The organism is Mesorhizobium sp. B2-3-15, from assembly GCF_006442875.1.
GTDB classification, from domain to species: Bacteria; Pseudomonadota; Alphaproteobacteria; order Rhizobiales; family Rhizobiaceae; genus Mesorhizobium; species Mesorhizobium australicum.
Window position 1 is genome coordinate 152,684 of record NZ_VFVO01000011.1, and the last position, 19,806, is coordinate 172,489.

Consider the following 19,806-nt stretch of genomic DNA (forward strand, 5'->3'; position numbering starts at 1 on the left):
CTCCCATGCGCGCCCAGCCCACGGCTTCGCACTATGTCAACGGACGCTATATCGAGGACGAAGGCGGCGCGCCGCTGCCGGTGATCTATCCGGCCACGGGCGAGACCATCGCCATGCTGCGATCGGCGACGCCGAACGTGCTGGAACTGGCGGTCGAGGCCGCCCGCGCCGCACAGCCGGCCTGGGCGCGGCTTAAGCCGGTCGAGCGCGGCCGCATCCTGCGCCGAGCCGCCGACATTTTGCGCGCCCGCAACGCCGATCTTGCCCGCATCGAGACGCTCGACACCGGGAAGGCGATCCAGGAGACACTGGTGGCGGATGCACCTTCCGCTGCGGACTGCCTTGAATATTTCGCCGGCGCGGTCGCTGTCTTCAACGGCGAAGCGGTCGACCTCGGCGGGCCGTTCGCCTATACGCGCCGCGAGGCGCTCGGCGTCTGTGTCGGCATCGGCGCATGGAACTATCCGATCCAGATCGCCGGCTGGAAATCCGCACCCGCACTCGCCATGGGCAATGCCATGGTGTTCAAGCCATCGGAAAACACGCCGCTTTCGGCGCTGGCGCTGGCCGAGATCTACTCGGAAGCCGGCCTGCCCGACGGGCTGTTCAACGTCGTGCAAGGCTATGGCGACGTCGGCGCCGGCCTTGTCGGCCATGATGTCGTGGCCAAGGTCTCGGTGACCGGCTCGGTGCCGACCGGGCGCAAGGTGCTGTCGCTAGCGGGCTCCAGGATGAAGCACGCGACGATGGAACTCGGCGGCAAGTCGCCGCTGATCGTCTTCGACGATGCCGATCTCGAAAATGCGATTGGCGGCGCCATGCTCGGCAACTTCTATTCGACCGGCCAGATCTGTTCCAACGGCACGCGCGTTTTCGTCCAGAGTGGCATTCACGACCGCTTTGTCGAGCGGCTGATCGAACGGACCAAGAAAATCCGCATCGGCGATCCGCTCGACCCGGAAACGCAGATGGGGCCGCTGGTCTCCAAGGCACAGCAAGACAAGGTCGTCGGCTATATCGAGGCCGGCAAGCACGATGGGGCGACGCTGGCCTGTGGCGGCAATGTGCCGTCGCTGCAGGGCTTCCAGGGCGGCTTCTTCGTCGAGCCGACCGTGTTCACCGCCGTTACCGACACGATGCGGATCGCCCGCGAGGAGATTTTCGGCCCGGTCATGAGCGTGCTGAAATTCGACAGCGAGGACGAGGTGATCGACCGCGCCAACGACACCGAGTTCGGTCTTGCCGCCGGCGTCTTCACGCGCGACCTGCCGCGCGCCCACCGCGTCATCGCCGAGTTGCAGGCCGGAACCTGCTGGATCAATGCCTACAATCTGACACCGGTGGAAATTCCCTTCGGCGGCGTCAAGCAATCGGGCATCGGGCGGGAGAACTCGCTGGCGGCGCTGGCGCTCTATTCGCAGCTGAAGTCGATCTATGTCGAGACCGGGGACGTCGCCAGTCCGTACTGATCCCGCCTACTTCTCCGCCGTTCCATCCAGATACTGCGTCAGCGCACAGACCAGATGGTAGAAGATGCTCGCCGGCACGTCAGATGCCAGCGAGCGGCCGCGCTCGTCGATGCGATCGATCCACAGGCCGAGCGGCGCCGGGTCGACGTGCCAGCGGAACAGCCGGCCGACCCTCGCCTCGATCTCCGGCTTCAGATCGGGGCCGCCCGAGCCATCCAGGGCGATCGCCGCCTTGAGCGCCTCGGCCTGCGGCCAGCTGCGCGAGATCAGGTCGAGCGGCAGTCCTTGCCGCGAGACTGCACCATAGGCAAGGCCAGTGGCCCGGTTGAGGCCATTGGCGATTGCCGATGCGTAAAGTTTTCGGGCGAAGACGCTCAGCTCGGCCTGGCCGCTGCGGCCGGCGAAATCGACCAGCAGCGATGCCCATTCGAAGTGATGGCCAGGTTCGGTCCAGCTCCCCTTCTCTCCCGGTACCGGTTTCCATTCTGCATCGAAATACTCGCCGAGTGTCCAGCTCTCGGCGTCGAAGAAATGGCTGCGGAAGAGGTCTATGATGCGCGCCGCGCGACGCAGATGCGCACGCTCACCGGTTGCCTGGTGCCAGGCCAGGAAAGCTTCGAGCAGATGCATGTGCGGGTTGGAGCGTCGCTCGCCCGCCCCGTCCGAGGTGTCGAGGAAGCCGGTCATGCGGCTGTCCTCCAGATGCGCATCGAGGAAGGTGAAGGTCTCTTGGCCGAGCCGCAAGGCATCGGCATTGCCCGACATATGCGCATGCGCCAGCGCCAGCAGGATGCAGGAATGATCGTAGGCGTCCTCGACGGGATCGGCGACGGAGCCATCGACATTCAGCGTGCGCACCCAACCGCCCCGTTCGGTGCGGCCCTGCCCCGCCATGAAGTCGATGCCATGCGCGATCAGCCGGTCGGCCGGCCCGGTCCAACCGCGCTCCTTGGCAACCGCGAAGGCATAGACCTGCCTGGCCTGGGTGCGCATGCGCTTGGGCTTGACGAGCGGCTTGGCGTCGAAACCCAGCGCCTCGTGGAAGCCACCGTGGCGCTCGTCGACGCCTGATGTCGACCACAACGGCAAGGTCTCCTGGAACAGCCAGTGATGAACGCGCCGCCGCCAGGCGCCACTTTCGATGACGCGGTCATGCGCCGGCGTGAACCTGGTTTCCAGCCGTCCCGATTTTTCGAGTTGTTCGACGATCTTCTTGACGTGCTGGCTGTGGCTCACCGGCGCAACGAAAGTGGCATCCGCCGTCGAGACAATGGCAACGTCCTTCATGCCGATCGCCGACAGCAGGCGGCCGTCGCTGCGGATATAGGAATTCTCGCAATCTATGGCGACGACATCGCCGACAACGACGTTGCCCCGGTCGTCGGCGGGACCGACATCGAGGAGCGATTGCCAGGAGCCGAGATCGTTCCAGCGGAAGCCGGCCGGCACCATGGCTATGTTTTTTGCCCGCTCCATGATGGCATAGTCGATCGAGTTCGACGGGATCGCCGCGTAAAGTTCCAGCGGCATATAGAGGCCGGACAGGTCCGTCGTGGCCGCCTCGTAGGCCGCTTCGGTGGCGTGCCAGATGTCGGGCTGGAATGTCTTGAAGGCGTCGCGCATGGCACCGGCCCGAAACAGGAAGATGCCGGTGTTCCAGTAGAAATTTCCCGCCTTGAGATAGTCGTTGGCCGTCGCAAGGTCGGGCTTCTCGACAAAGCGCGAAACGTCGAACACCCCGCCCTTCTCGGCCGATACCTCGATATAGCCGTAACCGGTTTCCGGCTGGGTCGGTTTGATGCCGAACACCACCAGACGGCCGGCGCGCGCCGCCTGCGATCCCGCCTCGATACTTTGCCAGAATTGCCCTGCCGTCGCTATTTCATGGTCCGAGGGCACCACCAGAACCAGGCTGTCGCCGAATTCCGACAGCGTGCGCAGGGTCGCCAGTGCGACGGCGGCGGCCGTGTTGCGTCCCGCCGGCTCGAACAGCGGGCCGCCGCCGGCAAGATCGAGACCGGCCAAGTCGGCATGGACACGATCGGCATGACGCTCCGAAGCGATCAGGAAGATCGGCGTCTCGCCAGCCGGTCTCGCCGTCAGGCGGCGCAAGGTCTTGGCGAGCATGGAACCGTCGCCCGACAGGTCGTGGAACTGCTTGGGATTGTCCTCGCGTGACAGCGGCCACAGCCGAGAGCCGACGCCGCCGCTCATGACAAAACTGACGATGCGCTGGCCCATGGATGCCCTGTCAAAAAGTCTGGTTGTAAGCGCCGACTTCCGGACTGCGGCGCAGCACAGCATCGACGGCATCGAACATCTGCTGGCGACGCTCGGACGAGACCGGACTTTCGACGACCACGACCAGTTCCGGCTTGTTCGACGAAGCGCGCACCAGACCCCAGGTACCGTCCTCGGCAACGACGCGCACGCCATTGACGGTGACAAGGTCGACGATCTTCTGGCCGGCGAAACTGGAGCCGTCCCGCTTCATCGCCTGAAAATCGGAGACCACCCGCTCGACCACGCCGTACTTCACATCGTCCGCGCAGTGCGGGGACATTGTGGGCGTGCCGAAGGTCAGTGGCAGTGCCCCGTAGAGATCGGCCATCGAACTGGCGGGGTTACGGTCCAGCATCTGACAGATGGCGATTGCCGTGACCAGTCCGTCGTCATAGCCGCGCCCGATCGGGGGGTTGAAGAAGAAGTGGCCTGATTTTTCGAAGCCGGCGACCGCGCCGAGTTCGGCAACCCGGCGCTTGATGTAGGAATGGCCGGTCTTCCAATAGTCGGTAACGGCGCCATTGGCGCGCAGCACCGTGTCGGTGTTGAACAGTCCGGTCGACTTGACGTCGACAACGAAGGTCGAACCCGGATGGAGCCGCGAAATATCCCGCGCAAGCATGACGCCGACCTTGTCGGCAAAGATCTCGTTGCCTTCATTGTCGACGACACCGCAGCGGTCGCCGTCGCCATCGAAGCCCAGACCGACATCGGCCCCTGTCTCCAGCACCTTGTCCCTGATTGCATGCAGCATCTGCATGTCCTCCGGGTTTGGATTGTAGCGCGGGAAGGTGTGATCGAGTTCGACATCGAGCGGGATTACCTCGCAGCCAATGCGCTGCAGGGCTTCCGGGGCAAAGGCGCCAGCAGTGCCGTTGCCGCAGGCGGCGACCACTTTCAGCTTTCGTGTGATGCGCTTGTCCCTTGTCACATCGTCGAGATAGGTGGCGCGAAAATTGTCGACGAAATCATAGGAGCCGCCGCCGGTAAGGTCGAAATCGGCGGCCAGCACGATCGCCTTCAGCGCGCTCATCTCCTCGGGGCCGAAGGTCAGCGGCCGCGCCGCTCCCATCTTGACGCCGGTCCAGCCATTCTCGTTGTGCGATGCGGTGACCATGGCCACCGACTGCGTCTCCAGCGCGAATTGCGCGAAATAGGCCATCGGCGACAGCGCCAGACCGATATCCTTCACCCGTGCGCCGGCCGCCATCAGCCCGGAAACCAACGCCAGCTTGATGCCGAGCGAATAGGATCTGAAATCATGCCCGGTGACGATGTCAGGCCCAGCGCCGAGCCGCCGGATCATCGTGCCGAGCCCCATGCCAAGCGCCTGGACGCCGATCAGATTGAGTTCAGGCGGCACTGCCGAACCGGGATGGCCGAACCACCAGCGCGCATCATATTCACGAAAACCGGATGCCTTGATCAGCGCCGCGGTTTCGAATTCGAAGCTGTTTGGCCACGCTTCGCCGACAATATTTAGGGGCAAGACGGCAGGGCTCCAAGCGGCAGAAATACGATCCATCAAGGCAGCGGCTTAGCACACAAGGCTTTAAGCCGCGTTTATCCCGGACGGAAATTCGGGCCTTCCGGCAATGCCCGCAGAAAGCGGACGAAATGCGACAGAAGGGCTGCCATTGCCGCTTGCAGGAACGATGTGTGGCGGCTATAAGCCCGCGATCTGGTCACGGAGTGTAGCGCAGCCTGGTAGCGCACCTCGTTCGGGACGAGGGGGTCGCAGGTTCAAATCCTGCCACTCCGACCAGAAAAAACAATGTGTTAGCGCATCCCGACTTTGGCGCCCACCCGAGATTCACCAGAGATAGAGCCTTGTCCAAGATGATGCCTGTTCCTAGGGAACGGACACGAGATTCGTTCCTCTTTGGGGGCATGGGCCACGAAGTCCCTGCCCCCATATGCAGGCGTTTAACGGAGGCCGAAAAAGCTCAATACCGCTATGACGACGACCACCGCTCCCACAAGCCAAATGATGTTGTTCATAATCTCACTCCTGTTGCCTGGTGAAGCCCGCGCCTCTGGCGGAGGACGCGGGCCGATCAGCCTTTGCCTGCTGATCTTCAGCGAACACCAAACCGTGATGTCCGCTGCGGGAAGAACTGTTAGGCCGGCCTAATGTTCCGTCGCCTGACGGGGATCTGGCGACAGGTGGGCGAACTGTCTTAACAATTGCGGCAGAGCGTTCCTCCCTGGCAGTGACAGAACGCGGGTGACGTTTGCCGCCGCCTGGGCAGATGGCCGGAAGCAAGCCTCCTCTTTGCCAATCGTGGCGACGCGATAGCCAGCCCTTCGCTTGCGTGCGGCTGTCCCCCGGGGAACCGGAACCAAAGGGATCAGCAGCAGTTGTAACCAACGAAGGGCTAATCAAAGCAGTTGGAGAACTTGCAATGAAAACAATGATCATGTGCGCTTTGGCGCTTTCAATGGGATTGCCCGCTTTGGCTTCGGCAGCCGAGGCCGACGTCGTCATCAGGACCCACCATCGGCACCACCACAACGTCAGGATCATCAATGAGGAAGGCCAGCGCCTGCATCACCGACACCACGGGACAGTGGCGTTCTATGACCATGGCCGGCGGCATCACGATCGGAATGCAGTCGTCGTCACCAGCTCCGTTTCCACCCACCACCGTCACCATCATCCGGTGGTAATGGAAAACGGCGGTTACTGATGCCCAACTGGTGGCCCGGCTCTCGCGAGCCCGGCCACCAGGTGACTTTGCCCAGCACGCTCGCGCGCGTTTCATGCGAATAGCTTCGAGTTCTCGCCCGCGGCTGAAATGCAGCCATGCGAAGCGATCGTTTCAACTTCGAATCTCCCATACCGCTCGGAAGCGTCGCGGGAATTCTGCTCGGTGACCAGGTCATTTGAGCTGGCCTGGCCAAGACTTCAGGGTTCGCCAGATCCATGCTCGCTCACGAAGCCTATCGGCCTGGGAAAGAACTGGGCTGCGCTAATGTGCCAAGAGATTAGCTGAGGACTATTCCAGCCACCATGAAGGTGATGGCAACCGCGAAAATCGGTGCGAGCAACCAGCGCGCCTGACCAACACTCTTCTCCATCAAATTCCTCCGGTATTGCAGCAGACAACGGTGACGAAGAGCGACTGTTCCGGCCGGCCCGCTTGGCAAGACCAATGCGTTCCAGGCCCAGACTTAGGTCCGACCTCCGCCCGACCGAAGCCCTGCCCTGGGAACGTTTCCGCTCGGCCCAAGTTCGAGATCGGGCGCGGGAAAACCAAGCGAAGCGGGAACGGATGAGCACCACCATGTCGAACCATGAGACTGTAACATCCCATGTGTTGGGGATGCGCATAGATAGCCTCAAAACCAGAATGCAACACGCTCAGATCACCGAGGGTGAAATGAAGACCTTCCAAAAGGTAGCGGCCGTGATTGAAGGCGGGCGAGGCCGCATCGACGGCGACGATCTGATCGCCGCATCCTTCGTTACCGACACGCTGACGGACGCGATGTCCGAGTAACCATGCCAACAATCAGTAAGCTTTTCGAATCCCATGCCGAAGCGGCGCGGATTGCCGGCGACCTGTTGGCGGCCGGGGTTCCGCGCGTACAGGTCGCCATTATCGGGCCCTATCGTGACGAAATCGATGTCCTGAGGTCTCCGGGTGTCATGCTGGGCGCTGCCGCCGGGCTGTTGGCGTGTCTCGGCGCCGTTGCTGTTTACGACATCAACCTTTTCCCGACCGGCCTATCGGCAATAGCCTTGGCCAGCGTGTTCTGCGGCGGCCTTGGCGGATTGCTCGAAGCCATTGTAGCGGCCGCCAGAAGACCCGAGCGGCCAAGTATTGGCGGGGGGATTGTGCTGGTGACGGCGCATGTCGACGACAATGCGACCGACATTGCCCAGATGATGCTCGGCGGTTGTGACTTCATGACCGAATTGGCCGCCCAAGCAGCGTAAAAATTCCGACAGCGATAATTGGCCGATAGCCAGTGCAGAACGCGAGCACTGGCCGGCCGGTGAAACTTTGACGAATTGGCTATCAGCGCTAGGTTGATCGATGAAGATCGGGGAGGCGGCAAAAACGGCCGGGCCGGACGCGCGCATGAGTTTGATTTCAAGGACAAGGTCGGCACCCGCTCTTCTGGCTGCGGCCTTCATGGCTGCCGGATGCTCATCGATCGGCAGGACGGCCAATCCGGCCAAATACGAGAGCATGAGCTGTAGCGACCTCAACAGTGCGCTGGGAAGCAGCGCGCGCGACATCTCGCAGACGGCGATCACCCGCGGCAAGGTCGCCAACACCAGCGTGCCGCGCTGGCTGCTGGGCGGATCGCGCGTCAAGACCGCGGTCGCCAACCGTGAAACGGCCAGGATCGACCGGCTGAAGCGACAGCAGGATGCCATTGTCGCTGTGCGCGCACGCAAGTGCGCGAGCTGAGCGACAGACGACGCCACGACAATTGCCCCTGCCGGCGCCTTACGCGCTCAGTCGAAACCGTGTGACGTCGATCGCGGCGTTCATCAGCGTCTGCGTATAAGGCGCCCGTGGATTGCTGAAGATCTCTTCCGTCGGCCCCTCTTCGACGATCTTGCCTTGCTTCATGACGATGATGTAGTCGGCCATGGCGCGCACGACCGACAGATCGTGGCTGATGAAGAGGTAGGACAGTTCGTGGTCGGCCTGCAGCTTGCGCAGCAGTTCGACGATCTGTTTCTGCACCGAGCGGTCAAGCGCCGATGTCGGCTCGTCCAGCACGACCATCTTCGGCTTCAGAATCATGGCGCGGGCAATGGCGATGCGCTGCCGTTGTCCGCCGGAAAATTCGTGCGGGTAGCGGTTGCGGGCATTGGGGTCGAGGCCGACCTCGCGCAGGGCCTCGACCGCGCGCTGGTCGCGCTGCTTTCCTGAAAGGTTGGGCTCATGCACCAGCAGCCCTTCGGTGACGACCTGACCGACGGTCATGCGCGGCGACAGCGAGCCGAACGGATCCTGGAAGACAAGTTGCATCTGGCGCCGCAGCGGCCGCATCTGCTGCCGGTCGGCAGTGGAGATGTCGCGATCGCCGAACTGAATGAGCCCATCGCTCGGCAGCAACCGCAGCAAGGCGCGGCCGAGCGTCGACTTGCCCGAGCCGGATTCGCCGACAATGCCGATCGTCTGGTTGCGCTGCAGCCGGATCGAGATGTGATCGACGGCCCGCAGCATCAGCGGTTCGCCGGCCAGAAACCCACCGCCGATCCTGAATGTGACTTCGACATTCCTACCTTCGAGCACCACCGGCGCATCGGCTGGCGGCGGCGCCTTGGTTCCCGTCGGCTCGGCCGCCAGCAGCATTTTGGTGTAGGCGTGCCGCGGATTGGCAAAAATGGCTTCCGCCTCGCCTTCCTCGACCACCTCGCCCTGGCGCATGACATAGACACGGTCGGCAAAGCGCCGGACGATACCGAGGTCATGGGTAATGAAGACGATCGCCATGCCGAGCTTGCGCTGCAGTTCGGCCAAAAGCATCAGGATCTGCGCCTGGATGGTGACGTCAAGCGCCGTCGTCGGCTCGTCGGCGATCAGGATGTCGGGGTCATTGGCGAGCGCCATGGCGATCATCACGCGCTGGCGCTGGCCGCCGGACATTTCGTGCGGATAGGATTTCATCCGCCGTTCGGGATCGGGAATATGCACGAGCCGCAGCAGCTTGAGCGCCTCTTCATGCGCTGCGGCGGCACTCAGGCCCCGATGGCGGCGGATCGGCTCGATCAGCTGGTTGCCGATCGAATAGAGCGGATCGAGCGAAGTCATCGGTTCCTGGAAGATCATGCTGATCTTGCGGCCGCGGACCTTGTTCAGCTCGGACTTGCTCAGGGTCAGCAGGTTGCGGCCGCGATAGTCGACATGGCCTGACGCTTCGCCATTGGAGGCCAGCAGGCTCATCGCCGCCATCATCGTCTGGCTCTTGCCGGAACCGGACTCGCCGACCACGGCAACCGTTTCGCCCGCGTTGACGTGGATGTTGATGCCCTTGACCGCTTCGACCGCACCGTCGAGCGTGCGGAAGCGGACGCGAAGGTCCTTGACGCTGAGGATCGTTTCGGAAGCAGCCATTTCAGTGGTCCCCATCTTTATCGATCCCGTGGGTCGAGCGCGTCGCGCAGGCCGTCGCCGACGAAATTCAAGGCGAACAGCGTCGAGACCAGAAAGAAGGCGGGAAACAGGAGCAGCCAGTTGGCGGTGCCGATGTTCTTGGCGCCGACCGAGATCAGCACGCCCCAGCTGGTCATCGGCTCCTGGATGCCAAGCCCGAGGAACGACAGGAAGCTCTCCAGGATGATGACCTGCGGCACCAGCAGCGTCATGTAGATCACCACCGGGCCAAGCAGGTTCGGGATGACATGGCGGATCAGGATGCCGCGCTGGCCAATGCCCATGGCTTCCGCCGCCTGGACATATTCCTGCCGGCGAATCGACAGCGCCTGGCCGCGCACGATGCGCGCCATGTCGAGCCACAGCACGGCACCGACCGCCAGGAACATCAGCACGAAGTTGCGGCCGAAGAACACCACCAGCATGATGACGAAGAAGATGAACGGCAAGGAATAAAGCACGTCGACGATGCGCATCATGACTTCATCGACCTTGCCTCCGGAAAAGCCGGCGGCGGCGCCATAGATCACACCAATCACCACCGCCACGACACCGGCAAGCAGGCCGATGGCCAGCGATATGCGCCCGGCCATCAGCGTGCGCGAGAGAAGATCGCGGCCGGTATTGTCGGTGCCGAACAGGAAATACTGCTGCTTGACCGATGCGCTCATCGTTACTTCGAGGCCGTCGGGCGACTTGTTTTCGATCTTGGTGTCATCGAAGGCATCGGAACGGTCGAGGTAGCGGATGTTGCGGTCGTCGATCGGCTTGGTCGACTTGACCGTGACGAAGACCTGGCTCCCCTCCTGGTGCCAGTCCTTGATGTCGACTCGCATGCGCTTGATCGCTTCGGTAAGTGCCGTCTCGATCATGTCGGGTTTCGGATAGGCTGAGAGGCTTGGCGGCATGCGCACATAGTCGGCGTAGATGGTCGTGTATTGATGCGGCACGAACCACGGGCCAAAGACGCTGATGATCCCAATCAGAACGAGGTAGTAGAGGCTGAACATGGCGGCGCGATTGGCCTTGAGGCGCGCCCAGGCATCGCCCCAAAGCGAGCGACCAACGATTGCGGGGGCCGTGGCTGCGATGTCAGTCATAGCGCACCCTCGGGTCGACGACCGCGTACATGACGTCGACGATCAGGTTGAAGACGATGGTAAAAATGGCGATCACCACCACCGTTCCCATCACCAGCGTATAATCGCGGTTGAGCGCGGCATCGACGAAATAGCGGCCGACGCCGGGAATGGAGAAGATCGTCTCGACGATGACCGAGCCGGTCAGCAGTGCCGCCGCCGCCGGGCCGGTGAAGGAGACGATCGGCAGGATGGCGCCGCGCAACGCGTGCTTGACCACCACCGACCAGTCGGAAAGGCCGAGCGCGCGCGCCGTTCGGATATGATGGGATCGCAGCGATTCGATCATCGAGCCGCGCATCAGGCGGGCAACGATGGCGATTTGCGGCAAGGCAAGTGTCAGCACCGGGCCGACCTTGTTGATGAAGGCGCCGTCACCCCAGCCGCCGATCGGCAGCAGCCTCCAGGTCAGCCCGAAGACAAGCTGGATCACCGGCGCGATGACGAAGGTCGGGATGGTGCTGCCGGCGGTCGCCAGGGCAATCACCGTATAGTCGCCAAGCTTGTTCTGGTTGAGCGCGGCGATGGTGCCGAGCACGCTGCCGAGCAGCAGCGCCAGGGTCAGCGCCGAGGCTCCGAGCTGCACGGAAATGGGCAGGCCCTTGGCAAACAGTTCGGTGACGGTGAAATCCGGCATGTTGTAGCTCGGGCCGAAATTGCCGCGCAGCAGATTGCCGAGATAATGGACATATTGCAGCCAGAGCGGATCGTTGAGGCCGAACTGGGCTTCCAAGTTGGCCTTGATCTCTGGGCTCAGCCCCCGCTCCTGGTTGAATGGACCGCCTGGCGCGACGCGCATCAGGAAGAACGCCATCGTCACGATGACGAACAGCGTCGGGATGGCGGTCAAAAGCCGCCGGAATACGTATCGCAGCATCGGTGCCCCACTTGATCCAGAGCACGCCCTTCCACTCGGACGATTGCGCTCCAGCCTTCAAATCTTCGCACCGGATGTTCCGAAAATCGATTTCCGCTTCCCGGGCCGATGCGATGGCAAACCAGCACCGCCGCGCTCTTTAGAGCGCGGCGGCTTGGCCAGGGATCAATCCTTGCTGACGAAGCGCGACGGATGCACGTCCATCACATTGTCGACGAAGCCATGCAGCTTCGAGGAAACGATGTCGTGGTAGCTGTAGTAGAGAAGCGGGATCTGGCCGACATCGTCGATGAGGATGCGCTCGGCCGCTGAGAGGTCCTTCATGCGCTCTTCGGGCTTGCCGCCGGCGGCCGCGGCCTTGTCCATTGCCGCTTCGTATTGCGGGCTGTTGTAGTTGGAATAGTTGTTGCCGCTGGCCTTGCGCGTGATACCGAGGAAGGTCTCTGGATCCTTATAGTCGGCAATCCAGGCGGCACGCGCCACGTCATAGTCGCCCTTCTGCTCGAGGAAGGAGTAGTGGGTCTTGGTGTCGGTGTTGAGCAGCGTGACGTCGACGCCAAGCGGCTTCAATTGTTCCTGGATCGCCACTGCCGTGTTCTTGTGGTTTTCCGAGGTGTTGTAGCGGATTTCCATCTTCAGCGGATGTTCGGGGGTGTAGCCAAGCTTCTCGAGGATCTTCTTGGCCGCGTCCTCGCGGTCGATCTGCGGCATGTCGGCGTATTTGGCCATTGCGGGCGTATAGCCCTCGATGCCGGGGGGCACCATCGAATAGCCGGGCAGCATCGAATTCTGCCAGACCTTCTCGGCGATGAAATCACGGTCGATCGCCATCGAGATGGCGTTACGCAGTTCGGGGTTGTTCCACGGCGCCTTGTCGGTCTTGATGGCATAATAGTAGGTGCCGAGATACGGCCCGACATGGATCTGGTCGCCGAACTTGGTCTTGAGGTCGGCGAGCTGTTCGGTCGGCAGATCGTCATAGCTGTCGAGTTCGCCGGCCTCGAAGCGCTTCATCGCCGACGAACGATCCTCGGTCGGAATGTAGTTGACCACGTCGAACTTGACGGTCGCGGCGTCCCAGAATTTGGGATTCTTGACCAGTTTCATGTGATCGTTGGGAACCCATTCGGCCAGCGTATAGGCGCCGTTCGAAACCAGATTGCCGGGCTTGATCCAGTCGGCGCCAAGCTTTTCAATCGAGGCCTTGCTGACCGGATAGGTCGCCTGATGGGTCAGCATCTCCAGGAAGTACGGCGTCGGCGCCTTCAGCGTCACCTCAAGGGTGCCGGCGTCGATCGCCTTGACACCCATGTCCTCGGGCTTGCCCTTCTTGGTGTTGACATCCTCCGCGCCCTTAACCGGATACAGCATCGAGGCGTATTCGGCGCCGGTCGCCGGATCTTCCAGCCTGTGGAAGGCATAGACGAAGTCCTCCGCCGTCACCGGGCTGCCGTCAGACCACATGCCGTCCTTGCGCAGCTTGAAGGTGTAGACGGTGCCGTCATCCGATACCGTCCAGCTTTCGGCCGCGCCCGGAATGAGGTTCGCCTTCTGGTCCTGCATGACCAATCCCTGGAACAGGTCACGCAGCACATTGGCTTCATAGACCGTCGAGGTCTTGTGCGGATCGACCGACTCCGATTCAGCGGCGGTGCCCCTGTTATAGACACTCTCCGCGAAAGCCGGCGTGTAGAATGCGCCGGCGGTTACGGCCATGGTGGTGGCGAATACCGTCGCCTTCAGCATGTTTTTCAGCATGAAGTTCTCCCTGTCGGCGCTGCCATCGGCGCGCCTTACGTGTTGACGCCCCGAAGCCGATGACTGGCTCCTTTGAGCGCGCCCCCGGTTCCCTCCGGCGGCTGGTGGCAGGAGACTAGACAGGAGGTAAGCTCTTTTCAACCGAGTACTGATTGACCCTAAGTCAATCCCCATTGTAGAGAAAGCAACGGCTAAATTAGAGATTCGTTTTCAATCGACCGCACCCTTTGGTTGCACCCAGAGTTTTCGCTTTCTGCATGCGAATTTGGGCATGCTGGTGCCATGGTTCACCACCCCATTTTCGAGGCTCGAAGGCGCCGGTTCCGATCAAACAATTCGGGAACTTCGGCGGTCGAGTTCGCTTTGCTGTCCCCGCTTTTCATCCTTCTTCTGCTCGGAATGGTTGCGTACGGCATCTATTTTGGCGCCGCCAATTCGATCCAGCAAATTGCAGCCGACGCTGCCCGAACAGCCATCGCTGGGGTGAACCAGACCGAGCGGCAGACGCTCGTGGCCAGTTATCTCACCAACAATGCCGGCGGCTACCCCTTCGTGGACGCCAGCAAACTGACCTACCAGGCCAACGACAGCATCGCCGACGGAAGCCAGTTCGTGGTGTCCATCTCCTACGATGCCCGCAACCTGCCGATCTGGAACCTGTTCCCCGGCATAGCCATGCCAGGGACGACCATCAAGCGTCAGTCAACGATCAGGGTCGGGGGTATCTGAATGCTGCGGCGGGCGGGCAAGGGTATCGACCGGCTTGCACGGTCGATGATGGGAGACAGGAAGGCGAACTTCGCCGTCATGACCGCATTGAGCGCGCCGGTCGCATTGGCATTGGCGGCTGTGGCCATTGACGAAGCCTCCATCTATACCGAGCGCCGGGAAGCCCAGGCGATGGTCGACCTGGCGGCGATTACCGCCGCCTCGAACATCAACAACGTCAACACCGCGGTCGTCACCACACTGACCGACAACGGCATGCCGGGCGTCGTCGTTCAAGCTTCGGGCCAGACCATTGCCCCGGCCACCGGCAAAACGGTGGTGACGGTCACGCAGGGCCGATATGCCTCATCGACCGCCAATGTCAGCCAGCGCTTCCAGGCGGGTGTGACGCCTTACAATGCCGTCCGCGTCACTTTGGCAAAGATTCCGAACCGCTATTTCGCAAGTTCGCTGATCCCCACTCCCGTCATCGGCACCCAGGCCACGGCCAGCATGACGCCGCTGGCGACGTTCTCGGTCGGATCGCGGTTGCTCAGCGTCAATGGCGGCATCCTCAACGCACTTTTGAGCGGACTTCTCGGCGGCAACATCTCGCTCAGCGTCATGGACTACAACGGGCTGATCTCGGCGGATGTGAGCGTGCTTTCCTTCATCAGTGCGCTCGCCACGCAACTGAACATCACGGCCGGTACCTATTCCGACGTTCTGGCATCGAAGGCGACGGTCGGCCAGATCGCTACCGCCATGGCCAATGTTCCCGGCCTCGGCAATACGGCCAAGGTCGCCCTGCAGACCATCGCCTCCAAATCGACCAGCACCGTCAAGATCCCGCTCAGCAGCCTTGTCGACCTTGGTTCGGTCGGCAGCCTGGGCCTCGGCCAACAGCCGTCCGGGCTTGGGGTAGACGCAAGCGCCATGGGCATGCTGACGGCAGCCGCCGTGCTCGCCAACGGTACCAACCAGGCCGCGATCGATCTCGGCGCCACCATCCCGGGGCTGCTCTCCACCAAACTCAGCATCGCCATCGGCGAGCCGATGCAGTCCTCGCCCTGGCTGGCGATCGATGGTATCGGCACTGTCGTGCGGACCGCCCAGACGCGCATCAAAGTAGCCGCGACAGTCGGCGGCGCAGGCGGCAATGTCGGTGGGGGCATTACTCTGGTGTCGGTCAACCTGCCACTGCATGTGGAAGTCGCCTACGCCGAAGCCAAACTCACCGACATAAGCTGTCCTACGGGTCCCGACAGCATCAAGGTCACCGTTTCTGCCCGCCCCGGTGTTGTGGAAGCGCATTTGGCCGACAGCAGTAGCTCCGGCTTTGCCGATTTCACCAAACCGGAATCGTTCTCCGACACTGAAATCGCAAAGGTCAGTCTTCTGATCAATCTACTTTCAGTGACGGGCTCAGCGGCATTTGAAATGGCCAACAACGCGCCGACCGCATTGACCTTCAACAAGGCCGACATCGACGCCAAAACGATAAAGACAGTCTCCACGCAAAACCTGACACAGTCTTTGACGACCTCCCTGATCACTGATCTGTCGCTGACGACCAATTTGCTGGGCTTGCCGCTGCTGAATCTGAATACCTTGCTTTCCACCGTGCGGCCGGCAGTGGTTGCGCTCTTGAACGGCGTGGCGGCGCCGGTCGACGAGTTGGTTTACAATTTGCTCGGAGCCCTTGGTGTGCGTGTCGGCCAGGCCGACGTGCGCGTCACCGGCGCGACCTGCGGCCGGGCGGTGCTCGTTCAGTAGGACCGCCTAGCCACAACCGAAGTGCCAATCAGTCGAGCCGACCGAGAAAGCAGCCGAGAGTTGGCAGCGAGAGGGTGTTTTCCTCGACAGAAGCGGTCCCGCCGAAGATAGCCGTGACGGGTCCGATATTACCCACCAACGGCAAGGTCGCCGGCTCCTCAGCGAAATTGAAGACACAGATCAACCTCTCCCCGCCACCTTCGCGGATGAAGGCGAGCACGTCGCCCTCGGTATCGAGAAAGCGGATCGAGCCGCCGACCAGCGCCGGATGCTGTTTGCGCAAGGCAAGCGCCGAGCGGTAGGCCGACAGCACCGATTGCTCGTCGCCGATCTGCATATCGACCGCGCGGGCGCGATGGCTTGCCGGCACAGGCAGCCAGGGTTTTGCAGTGGAGAAGCCCGCATTGTCGGCGTCGGCCTCCCAGACCATCGGCGTGCGGCAACCATCCCTGCCCTTCACGCCGGGCCAGAAGCGGATGCCGACCGGATCGCGCAGATCCTCGTAGGCAAGCTCCGCCTCTTCAAGGCCGAGTTCCTCGCCCTGATAGAGGCAGATCGAGCCGCGCAAGCAGGCGAGCAGCATGATTGAGAATTTGGCCACAAGATCGGGATCGCCACCAGGCCGCATCCAGCGGCTGACATGGCGCACCACGTCATGGTTGGAAAACGCCCAGCAAACCCAGCCGTCGGCCACCGCGCTTTCGAAGGCCTCGACGCAGCCACGCACATGCGCCGCCGAAAACTGCGAACCGAGCAGGTCGAAAGTGTAGCTCATCTGAAGCTTGTCGCCGCCGGAGGTGTAGGCGGCGAGCGTCTGCAGCGAGCGGCCCTCGTCGCCGATTTCGCCGACGGCTGCGCGGTCGCCATATTCGTCGAGCAACGCGCGGAAGCGCCGCAGGAACGCCAGGTTTTCGGGCTGCGTCTTGTCGAACAGATGCTCCTGATAGAGGTAGGTGTTGGTCTCCGTGTTGGTGCCGGCGACGCTCGAGGCCAAGGGCGGATTGCCGCGTAGCCAGCGGTCGTGGACATAGTAATTGACCGTGTCGAGCCGGAAGCCGTCGACACCGCGATCGAGCCAGAACCGCACCGTGTCAAGCAACGCATCCTGGACTTCCGGGTTGTGGAAATTGAGGTCTGGCTGCGAGGCGAGGAAATTATGCATGTAATATTGGCGGCGGGTCGCGTCCCATTCCCAGGACGGCCCCCCGAAGACCGACAGCCAGTTGTTGGGCGCGCCGCCGTCGGGCTTCGCATCGGCCCAGACGTACCAGTCGGCCTTGGCATTATCGCGGCTGGCCCGGCTTTCGATGAACCATTCATGCTTGTCGGATGAATGCGACAGCACCTGGTCGATGATGATCTTCAGGCCGAGCCGATGGGCTTCGGCGACCAGCGCATCAAAATCGGCCAATGTGCCGAACATCGGGTCGACGTCGCGATAATCCGATACATCATAGCCCATGTCGGCCATCGGAGACTTGAAGAAGGGCGACAGCCAGACAGCGTCGACGCCGAGCGAGGCGATATAAGCGAGCCTCGACGTAATGCCGCCGAGATCGCCGCTGCCATCACCGGTCGTGTCCTGAAAAGAGCGCGGATAGACCTGGTAGATGACGCAGCCGCGCCACCATTCGGGTCCCTGCCCCAGACTCTCACCGGTCATCACGAACCCTTCCTGACGCCGCCGTTTCCGGTTCGGCTCTCGATCACGAAATTGACGCTGCGCCCCGGCAGCGGGCGCGCAAGGTCAGTCACGTGCGTTTCGATCGCCGGATGCCATCGAAAACCTTCCCGCGCCGGCAAGGTGAAGACGCATTGGCGGCGGTCGCCATTGATCAGAACGGCAAGCCTGCCTTCCTCGCCGCCAAGCAGCATGACGAGGCGATGCCGGCTGGTATCGTTCCAGTCGGTCGCGTCGAGCGGCTCACCGGTCTCGGTCAGCCAGGCGACGTCGGGAACGCCTGATGCCGCAATCGGTTCTCCGGTCAGGAAACGCGTGTCCGACAATGCGGGCACCGCCTGGCGAAGTGCCGCGAGTACGAATGCGTAACGCTCCAGCTTCTGATCGCGGCCTGCCCAGTCAAGCCAGGTGGTGGGGTTGTCTTGTGCGTAGGCGTTGTTGTTGCCCTTCTGGGTGCGACCGAATTCATCGCCCGCGGTCAGCATGATAGTGCCGCGCGAGGCGAAGAGCGTGGCGAGCAGAGCGCGCTGGTCGTCGAAACGGGCCTTGACGATTGCCGCGTCGTCCGTCTCGCCTTCGACGCCATTGTTCCAGGACAGGTTCTCGTTATGGCCGTCGCGGTCCTGCTCGCCATTGGCCGCGTTGTGCTTGCGCTCATAGGCGACGATGTCAGCCAGCGTCATGCCGTCATGGGCGGCGATAAAATTCACGCCGCGGCTTGCCGGCTCCCCTGCCCTGTTAAACACGTCGGACGAACCAGCAAGGCGCGTTGCGAGAGCACCGACCATGCCGGCATCGCCGCGCCAGAAGCGTCTGACATCGTCGCGATAGCGGTCGTTCCACTCAAGGAATGGCGGCCGGAAATTGCCGAGTTGATAGCCGTTTGCCCCGATGTCCCAAGGCTCGGCGATCAGCACGCGGTCGTAAAGCACCGCATCATGGGTGATGGCCTGGAGCAGCGGCGCTTCCGGATCGAAGGCACCATCGACCCGGCCCAGCACCGGAGCCAGATCGAAACGGAAGCCGTCGACACCGGTCTGGCGAACGAAGTGACGAAGTGTGTCGAGCACCATTTCCCGCATCACCGGATGGTCGCAAGCGATCGTGTTGCCGGTGCCCGTGTCATTAACCAGCCCGCCATCCGGCCGGTGCCGATAGTAGGCCTTATTGTCGAGGCCGCGCAGCGAGAGCGTCGGCCCCAGCCTGTCGCTTTCGCCGGTGTGGTTGAAGACGAGGTCGAGAATGGTGCCGATGCCGGCCCGGCGCAACGCGGCGACCGTGTCCTGCAATTCCGTCAGGCCGCCGGGCGCGAGGCGCGGGTCGAGCGCCATGAAGGTGACGGGATTGTAGCCCCAGGCGTTGCTCAGGCCGAGCGGCGGCAGATGCCGCTCGTCGATGGAGGCCGTGATCGGCATCAGTTCCACGGCGGAGACGCCGAGCCTTTGCAGATGCTCGATGATGGCCGGATGGGCAAGAGCGGCGATCGTGCCGCGCTTTTCTTGCGGTACATCCGGATGCAGCTTGGTGAAAGCGCGGACGTTCAGTTCGTAGATCAGGCCGCCCGGGCGAAACAGGGGCGGCAGGATCGGTGGAGCCGTGGGCGAGGCCTTGGTCACGGCCTTGGGCATCAGCGACGCGGTGTCGGCGCCCTCATTGCGCCGCGCGGCGAGCCGCCAGTGATAGGCGTAGGCCCGGTCGATTTCGACGGCGTAGGGATCGGTGAGCAACTTGTCGGGGTCGAACCACAGCCCCCGCTCGGGCGCATAGTCGCCATCGGCGCGCAGGCCATAGCGCGCGCCCGCGGCCAGGCCGGAGACAAAGAGTGAATGGACGCCGTTGCCTTCCGACGCCAGCTCGAGACGATCGAGTTCGCGGTTTCCCTGCTCGTCAAAGATCGAAACCCAGAGCCGTCTTGCCGACGAGGACCATGCGGCGAAGCGGATGCCTTCGCTGGTGATGGTGGGGCCGAGCTGGGTCAAGAGCGCTCCACCGC

General features: G+C 62.5%; 15 protein-coding genes and 1 tRNA gene. 8 read left to right on the forward strand and 8 right to left on the reverse strand.

What is annotated here, in order from left to right; all coding sequences use genetic code 11:
- Positions 1 to 5 precede the first annotated feature (5 nt).
- A complete protein-coding gene (gene betB / locus FJ954_RS22295) occupies positions 6 to 1,469 on the forward strand; it encodes a betaine-aldehyde dehydrogenase (protein WP_140663187.1) in 1,464 nt (487 codons plus the stop codon).
- A 6-nt stretch (positions 1,470 to 1,475) separates the two neighbouring features.
- Here the strand turns inward: betB and FJ954_RS22300 are convergent, their stop codons facing one another.
- Both FJ954_RS22300 and FJ954_RS22305 read right to left on the reverse strand, forming a co-directional pair.
- Entirely contained in the window at positions 1,476 to 3,710 is a 2,235-nt protein-coding gene (locus FJ954_RS22300; protein ID WP_140663188.1) for a mannose-1-phosphate guanylyltransferase/mannose-6-phosphate isomerase, read from the reverse strand.
- A gap of 10 nt (positions 3,711 to 3,720) precedes the next feature.
- The gene (locus FJ954_RS22305; protein ID WP_140663189.1) at positions 3,721 to 5,241 is read right to left on the reverse strand and encodes a phosphomannomutase/phosphoglucomutase; all 1,521 of its coding nucleotides are present in this window, start codon (positions 5,239 to 5,241) and stop codon (positions 3,721 to 3,723) included.
- Positions 5,242 to 5,440: 199 nt separating this feature from the next.
- Here FJ954_RS22305 and FJ954_RS22310 point away from each other — a divergent pair.
- The 5 genes from FJ954_RS22310 to FJ954_RS22330 all read left to right on the forward strand — a co-directional run bounded on the left by FJ954_RS22310 (position 5,441) and on the right by FJ954_RS22330 (position 8,176).
- A tRNA-Pro gene (locus FJ954_RS22310) sits at positions 5,441 to 5,517 on the forward strand.
- 640 nt (positions 5,518 to 6,157) lie between these two features.
- Entirely contained in the window at positions 6,158 to 6,442 is a 285-nt protein-coding gene (locus tag FJ954_RS31855; RefSeq protein WP_140663191.1) for a hypothetical protein, read from the forward strand.
- A gap of 585 nt (positions 6,443 to 7,027) precedes the next feature.
- Positions 7,028 to 7,255 carry a hypothetical protein gene (locus FJ954_RS22320; RefSeq protein ID WP_318011560.1) on the forward strand — a complete coding sequence of 76 codons (228 nt, stop codon included), beginning with the start codon at positions 7,028 to 7,030 and terminating at the stop codon, positions 7,253 to 7,255.
- Between the two features lie 2 nt (positions 7,256 to 7,257).
- Positions 7,258 to 7,695: a hypothetical protein gene (locus tag FJ954_RS22325; RefSeq protein ID WP_015318677.1), complete on the forward strand. Its 438-nt coding sequence runs from the start codon at positions 7,258 to 7,260 to the stop codon at positions 7,693 to 7,695.
- A gap of 145 nt (positions 7,696 to 7,840) precedes the next feature.
- The gene (locus tag FJ954_RS22330) at positions 7,841 to 8,176 is read left to right on the forward strand and encodes a hypothetical protein (RefSeq protein ID WP_140663192.1); all 336 of its coding nucleotides are present in this window, start codon (positions 7,841 to 7,843) and stop codon (positions 8,174 to 8,176) included.
- Positions 8,177 to 8,215: 39 nt separating this feature from the next.
- Here the strand turns inward: FJ954_RS22330 and FJ954_RS22335 are convergent, their stop codons facing one another.
- The 4 genes from FJ954_RS22335 to FJ954_RS22350 all read right to left on the reverse strand — a co-directional run bounded on the left by FJ954_RS22335 (position 8,216) and on the right by FJ954_RS22350 (position 13,648).
- A complete protein-coding gene (locus FJ954_RS22335; protein WP_140663193.1) occupies positions 8,216 to 9,835 on the reverse strand; it encodes an ABC transporter ATP-binding protein in 1,620 nt (539 codons plus the stop codon).
- A 17-nt stretch (positions 9,836 to 9,852) separates the two neighbouring features.
- Positions 9,853 to 10,974, reverse strand: a complete 1,122-nt coding sequence (locus tag FJ954_RS22340) for an ABC transporter permease subunit (protein WP_015318680.1) — start codon at positions 10,972 to 10,974, stop codon at positions 9,853 to 9,855.
- Positions 10,967 to 11,890 carry an ABC transporter permease subunit gene (locus FJ954_RS22345; protein ID WP_140663194.1) on the reverse strand — a complete coding sequence of 308 codons (924 nt, stop codon included), beginning with the start codon at positions 11,888 to 11,890 and terminating at the stop codon, positions 10,967 to 10,969. Before FJ954_RS22345 ends, FJ954_RS22340 begins: the two co-directional genes overlap by 8 nt.
- Before the next feature lie 165 nt (positions 11,891 to 12,055).
- A complete protein-coding gene (locus tag FJ954_RS22350) occupies positions 12,056 to 13,648 on the reverse strand; it encodes a peptide ABC transporter substrate-binding protein (protein WP_015318682.1) in 1,593 nt (530 codons plus the stop codon).
- A gap of 282 nt (positions 13,649 to 13,930) precedes the next feature.
- Between FJ954_RS22350 and FJ954_RS22355 the strand changes: the two genes are divergently transcribed.
- Together FJ954_RS22355 and FJ954_RS22360 are read left to right on the forward strand one after the other, a co-directional pair.
- Positions 13,931 to 14,377: a TadE/TadG family type IV pilus assembly protein gene (locus FJ954_RS22355; protein ID WP_083883080.1), complete on the forward strand. Its 447-nt coding sequence runs from the start codon at positions 13,931 to 13,933 to the stop codon at positions 14,375 to 14,377.
- Positions 14,378 to 16,132: a TadG family pilus assembly protein gene (locus tag FJ954_RS22360; RefSeq protein ID WP_140663196.1), complete on the forward strand. Its 1,755-nt coding sequence runs from the start codon at positions 14,378 to 14,380 to the stop codon at positions 16,130 to 16,132.
- 28 nt (positions 16,133 to 16,160) lie between these two features.
- On the opposite strand, the gene FJ954_RS22365 is transcribed toward FJ954_RS22360, so the two are convergent.
- Both FJ954_RS22365 and glgX read right to left on the reverse strand, forming a co-directional pair.
- A complete protein-coding gene (locus tag FJ954_RS22365; RefSeq protein WP_140663197.1) occupies positions 16,161 to 17,795 on the reverse strand; it encodes an alpha-glucosidase family protein in 1,635 nt (544 codons plus the stop codon).
- Positions 17,795 to 19,792, reverse strand: a complete 1,998-nt coding sequence (glgX, locus tag FJ954_RS22370) for a glycogen debranching protein GlgX (RefSeq protein ID WP_140663199.1) — start codon at positions 19,790 to 19,792, stop codon at positions 17,795 to 17,797. The genes FJ954_RS22365 and glgX overlap by 1 nt, the downstream gene beginning before the upstream one ends.
- Between the last annotated feature and the right edge of the window lie 14 nt (positions 19,793 to 19,806).

Excerpts from the sequence above, each read along its gene's own strand:
- FJ954_RS22350 (WP_015318682.1), bottom strand. The coding sequence starts at position 13,648 with ATGCTGAAAAACATGCTGAAGGCGACGGTATTCGCCACCACCATGGCC.
- FJ954_RS22325 (WP_015318677.1), top strand. The coding sequence starts at position 7,258 with ATGCCAACAATCAGTAAGCTTTTCGAATCCCATGCCGAAGCGGCGCGG.
- FJ954_RS22345 (WP_140663194.1), bottom strand. The coding sequence starts at position 11,890 with ATGCTGCGATACGTATTCCGGCGGCTTTTGACCGCCATCCCGACGCTG.
- FJ954_RS22365 (WP_140663197.1), bottom strand. The coding sequence starts at position 17,795 with ATGACCGGTGAGAGTCTGGGGCAGGGACCCGAATGGTGGCGCGGCTGC.
- FJ954_RS22300 (WP_140663188.1), bottom strand. The coding sequence starts at position 3,710 with ATGGGCCAGCGCATCGTCAGTTTTGTCATGAGCGGCGGCGTCGGCTCT.
- FJ954_RS22340 (WP_015318680.1), bottom strand. The coding sequence starts at position 10,974 with ATGACTGACATCGCAGCCACGGCCCCCGCAATCGTTGGTCGCTCGCTT.
- FJ954_RS22320 (WP_318011560.1), top strand. The coding sequence starts at position 7,028 with ATGAGCACCACCATGTCGAACCATGAGACTGTAACATCCCATGTGTTG.
- FJ954_RS22355 (WP_083883080.1), top strand. The coding sequence starts at position 13,931 with ATGGTTCACCACCCCATTTTCGAGGCTCGAAGGCGCCGGTTCCGATCA.
- betB (WP_140663187.1), top strand. The coding sequence starts at position 6 with ATGCGCGCCCAGCCCACGGCTTCGCACTATGTCAACGGACGCTATATC.
- FJ954_RS22335 (WP_140663193.1), bottom strand. The coding sequence starts at position 9,835 with ATGGCTGCTTCCGAAACGATCCTCAGCGTCAAGGACCTTCGCGTCCGC.
- FJ954_RS31855 (WP_140663191.1), top strand. The coding sequence starts at position 6,158 with ATGAAAACAATGATCATGTGCGCTTTGGCGCTTTCAATGGGATTGCCC.
- FJ954_RS22330 (WP_140663192.1), top strand. The coding sequence starts at position 7,841 with ATGAGTTTGATTTCAAGGACAAGGTCGGCACCCGCTCTTCTGGCTGCG.
- FJ954_RS22360 (WP_140663196.1), top strand. The coding sequence starts at position 14,378 with ATGCTGCGGCGGGCGGGCAAGGGTATCGACCGGCTTGCACGGTCGATG.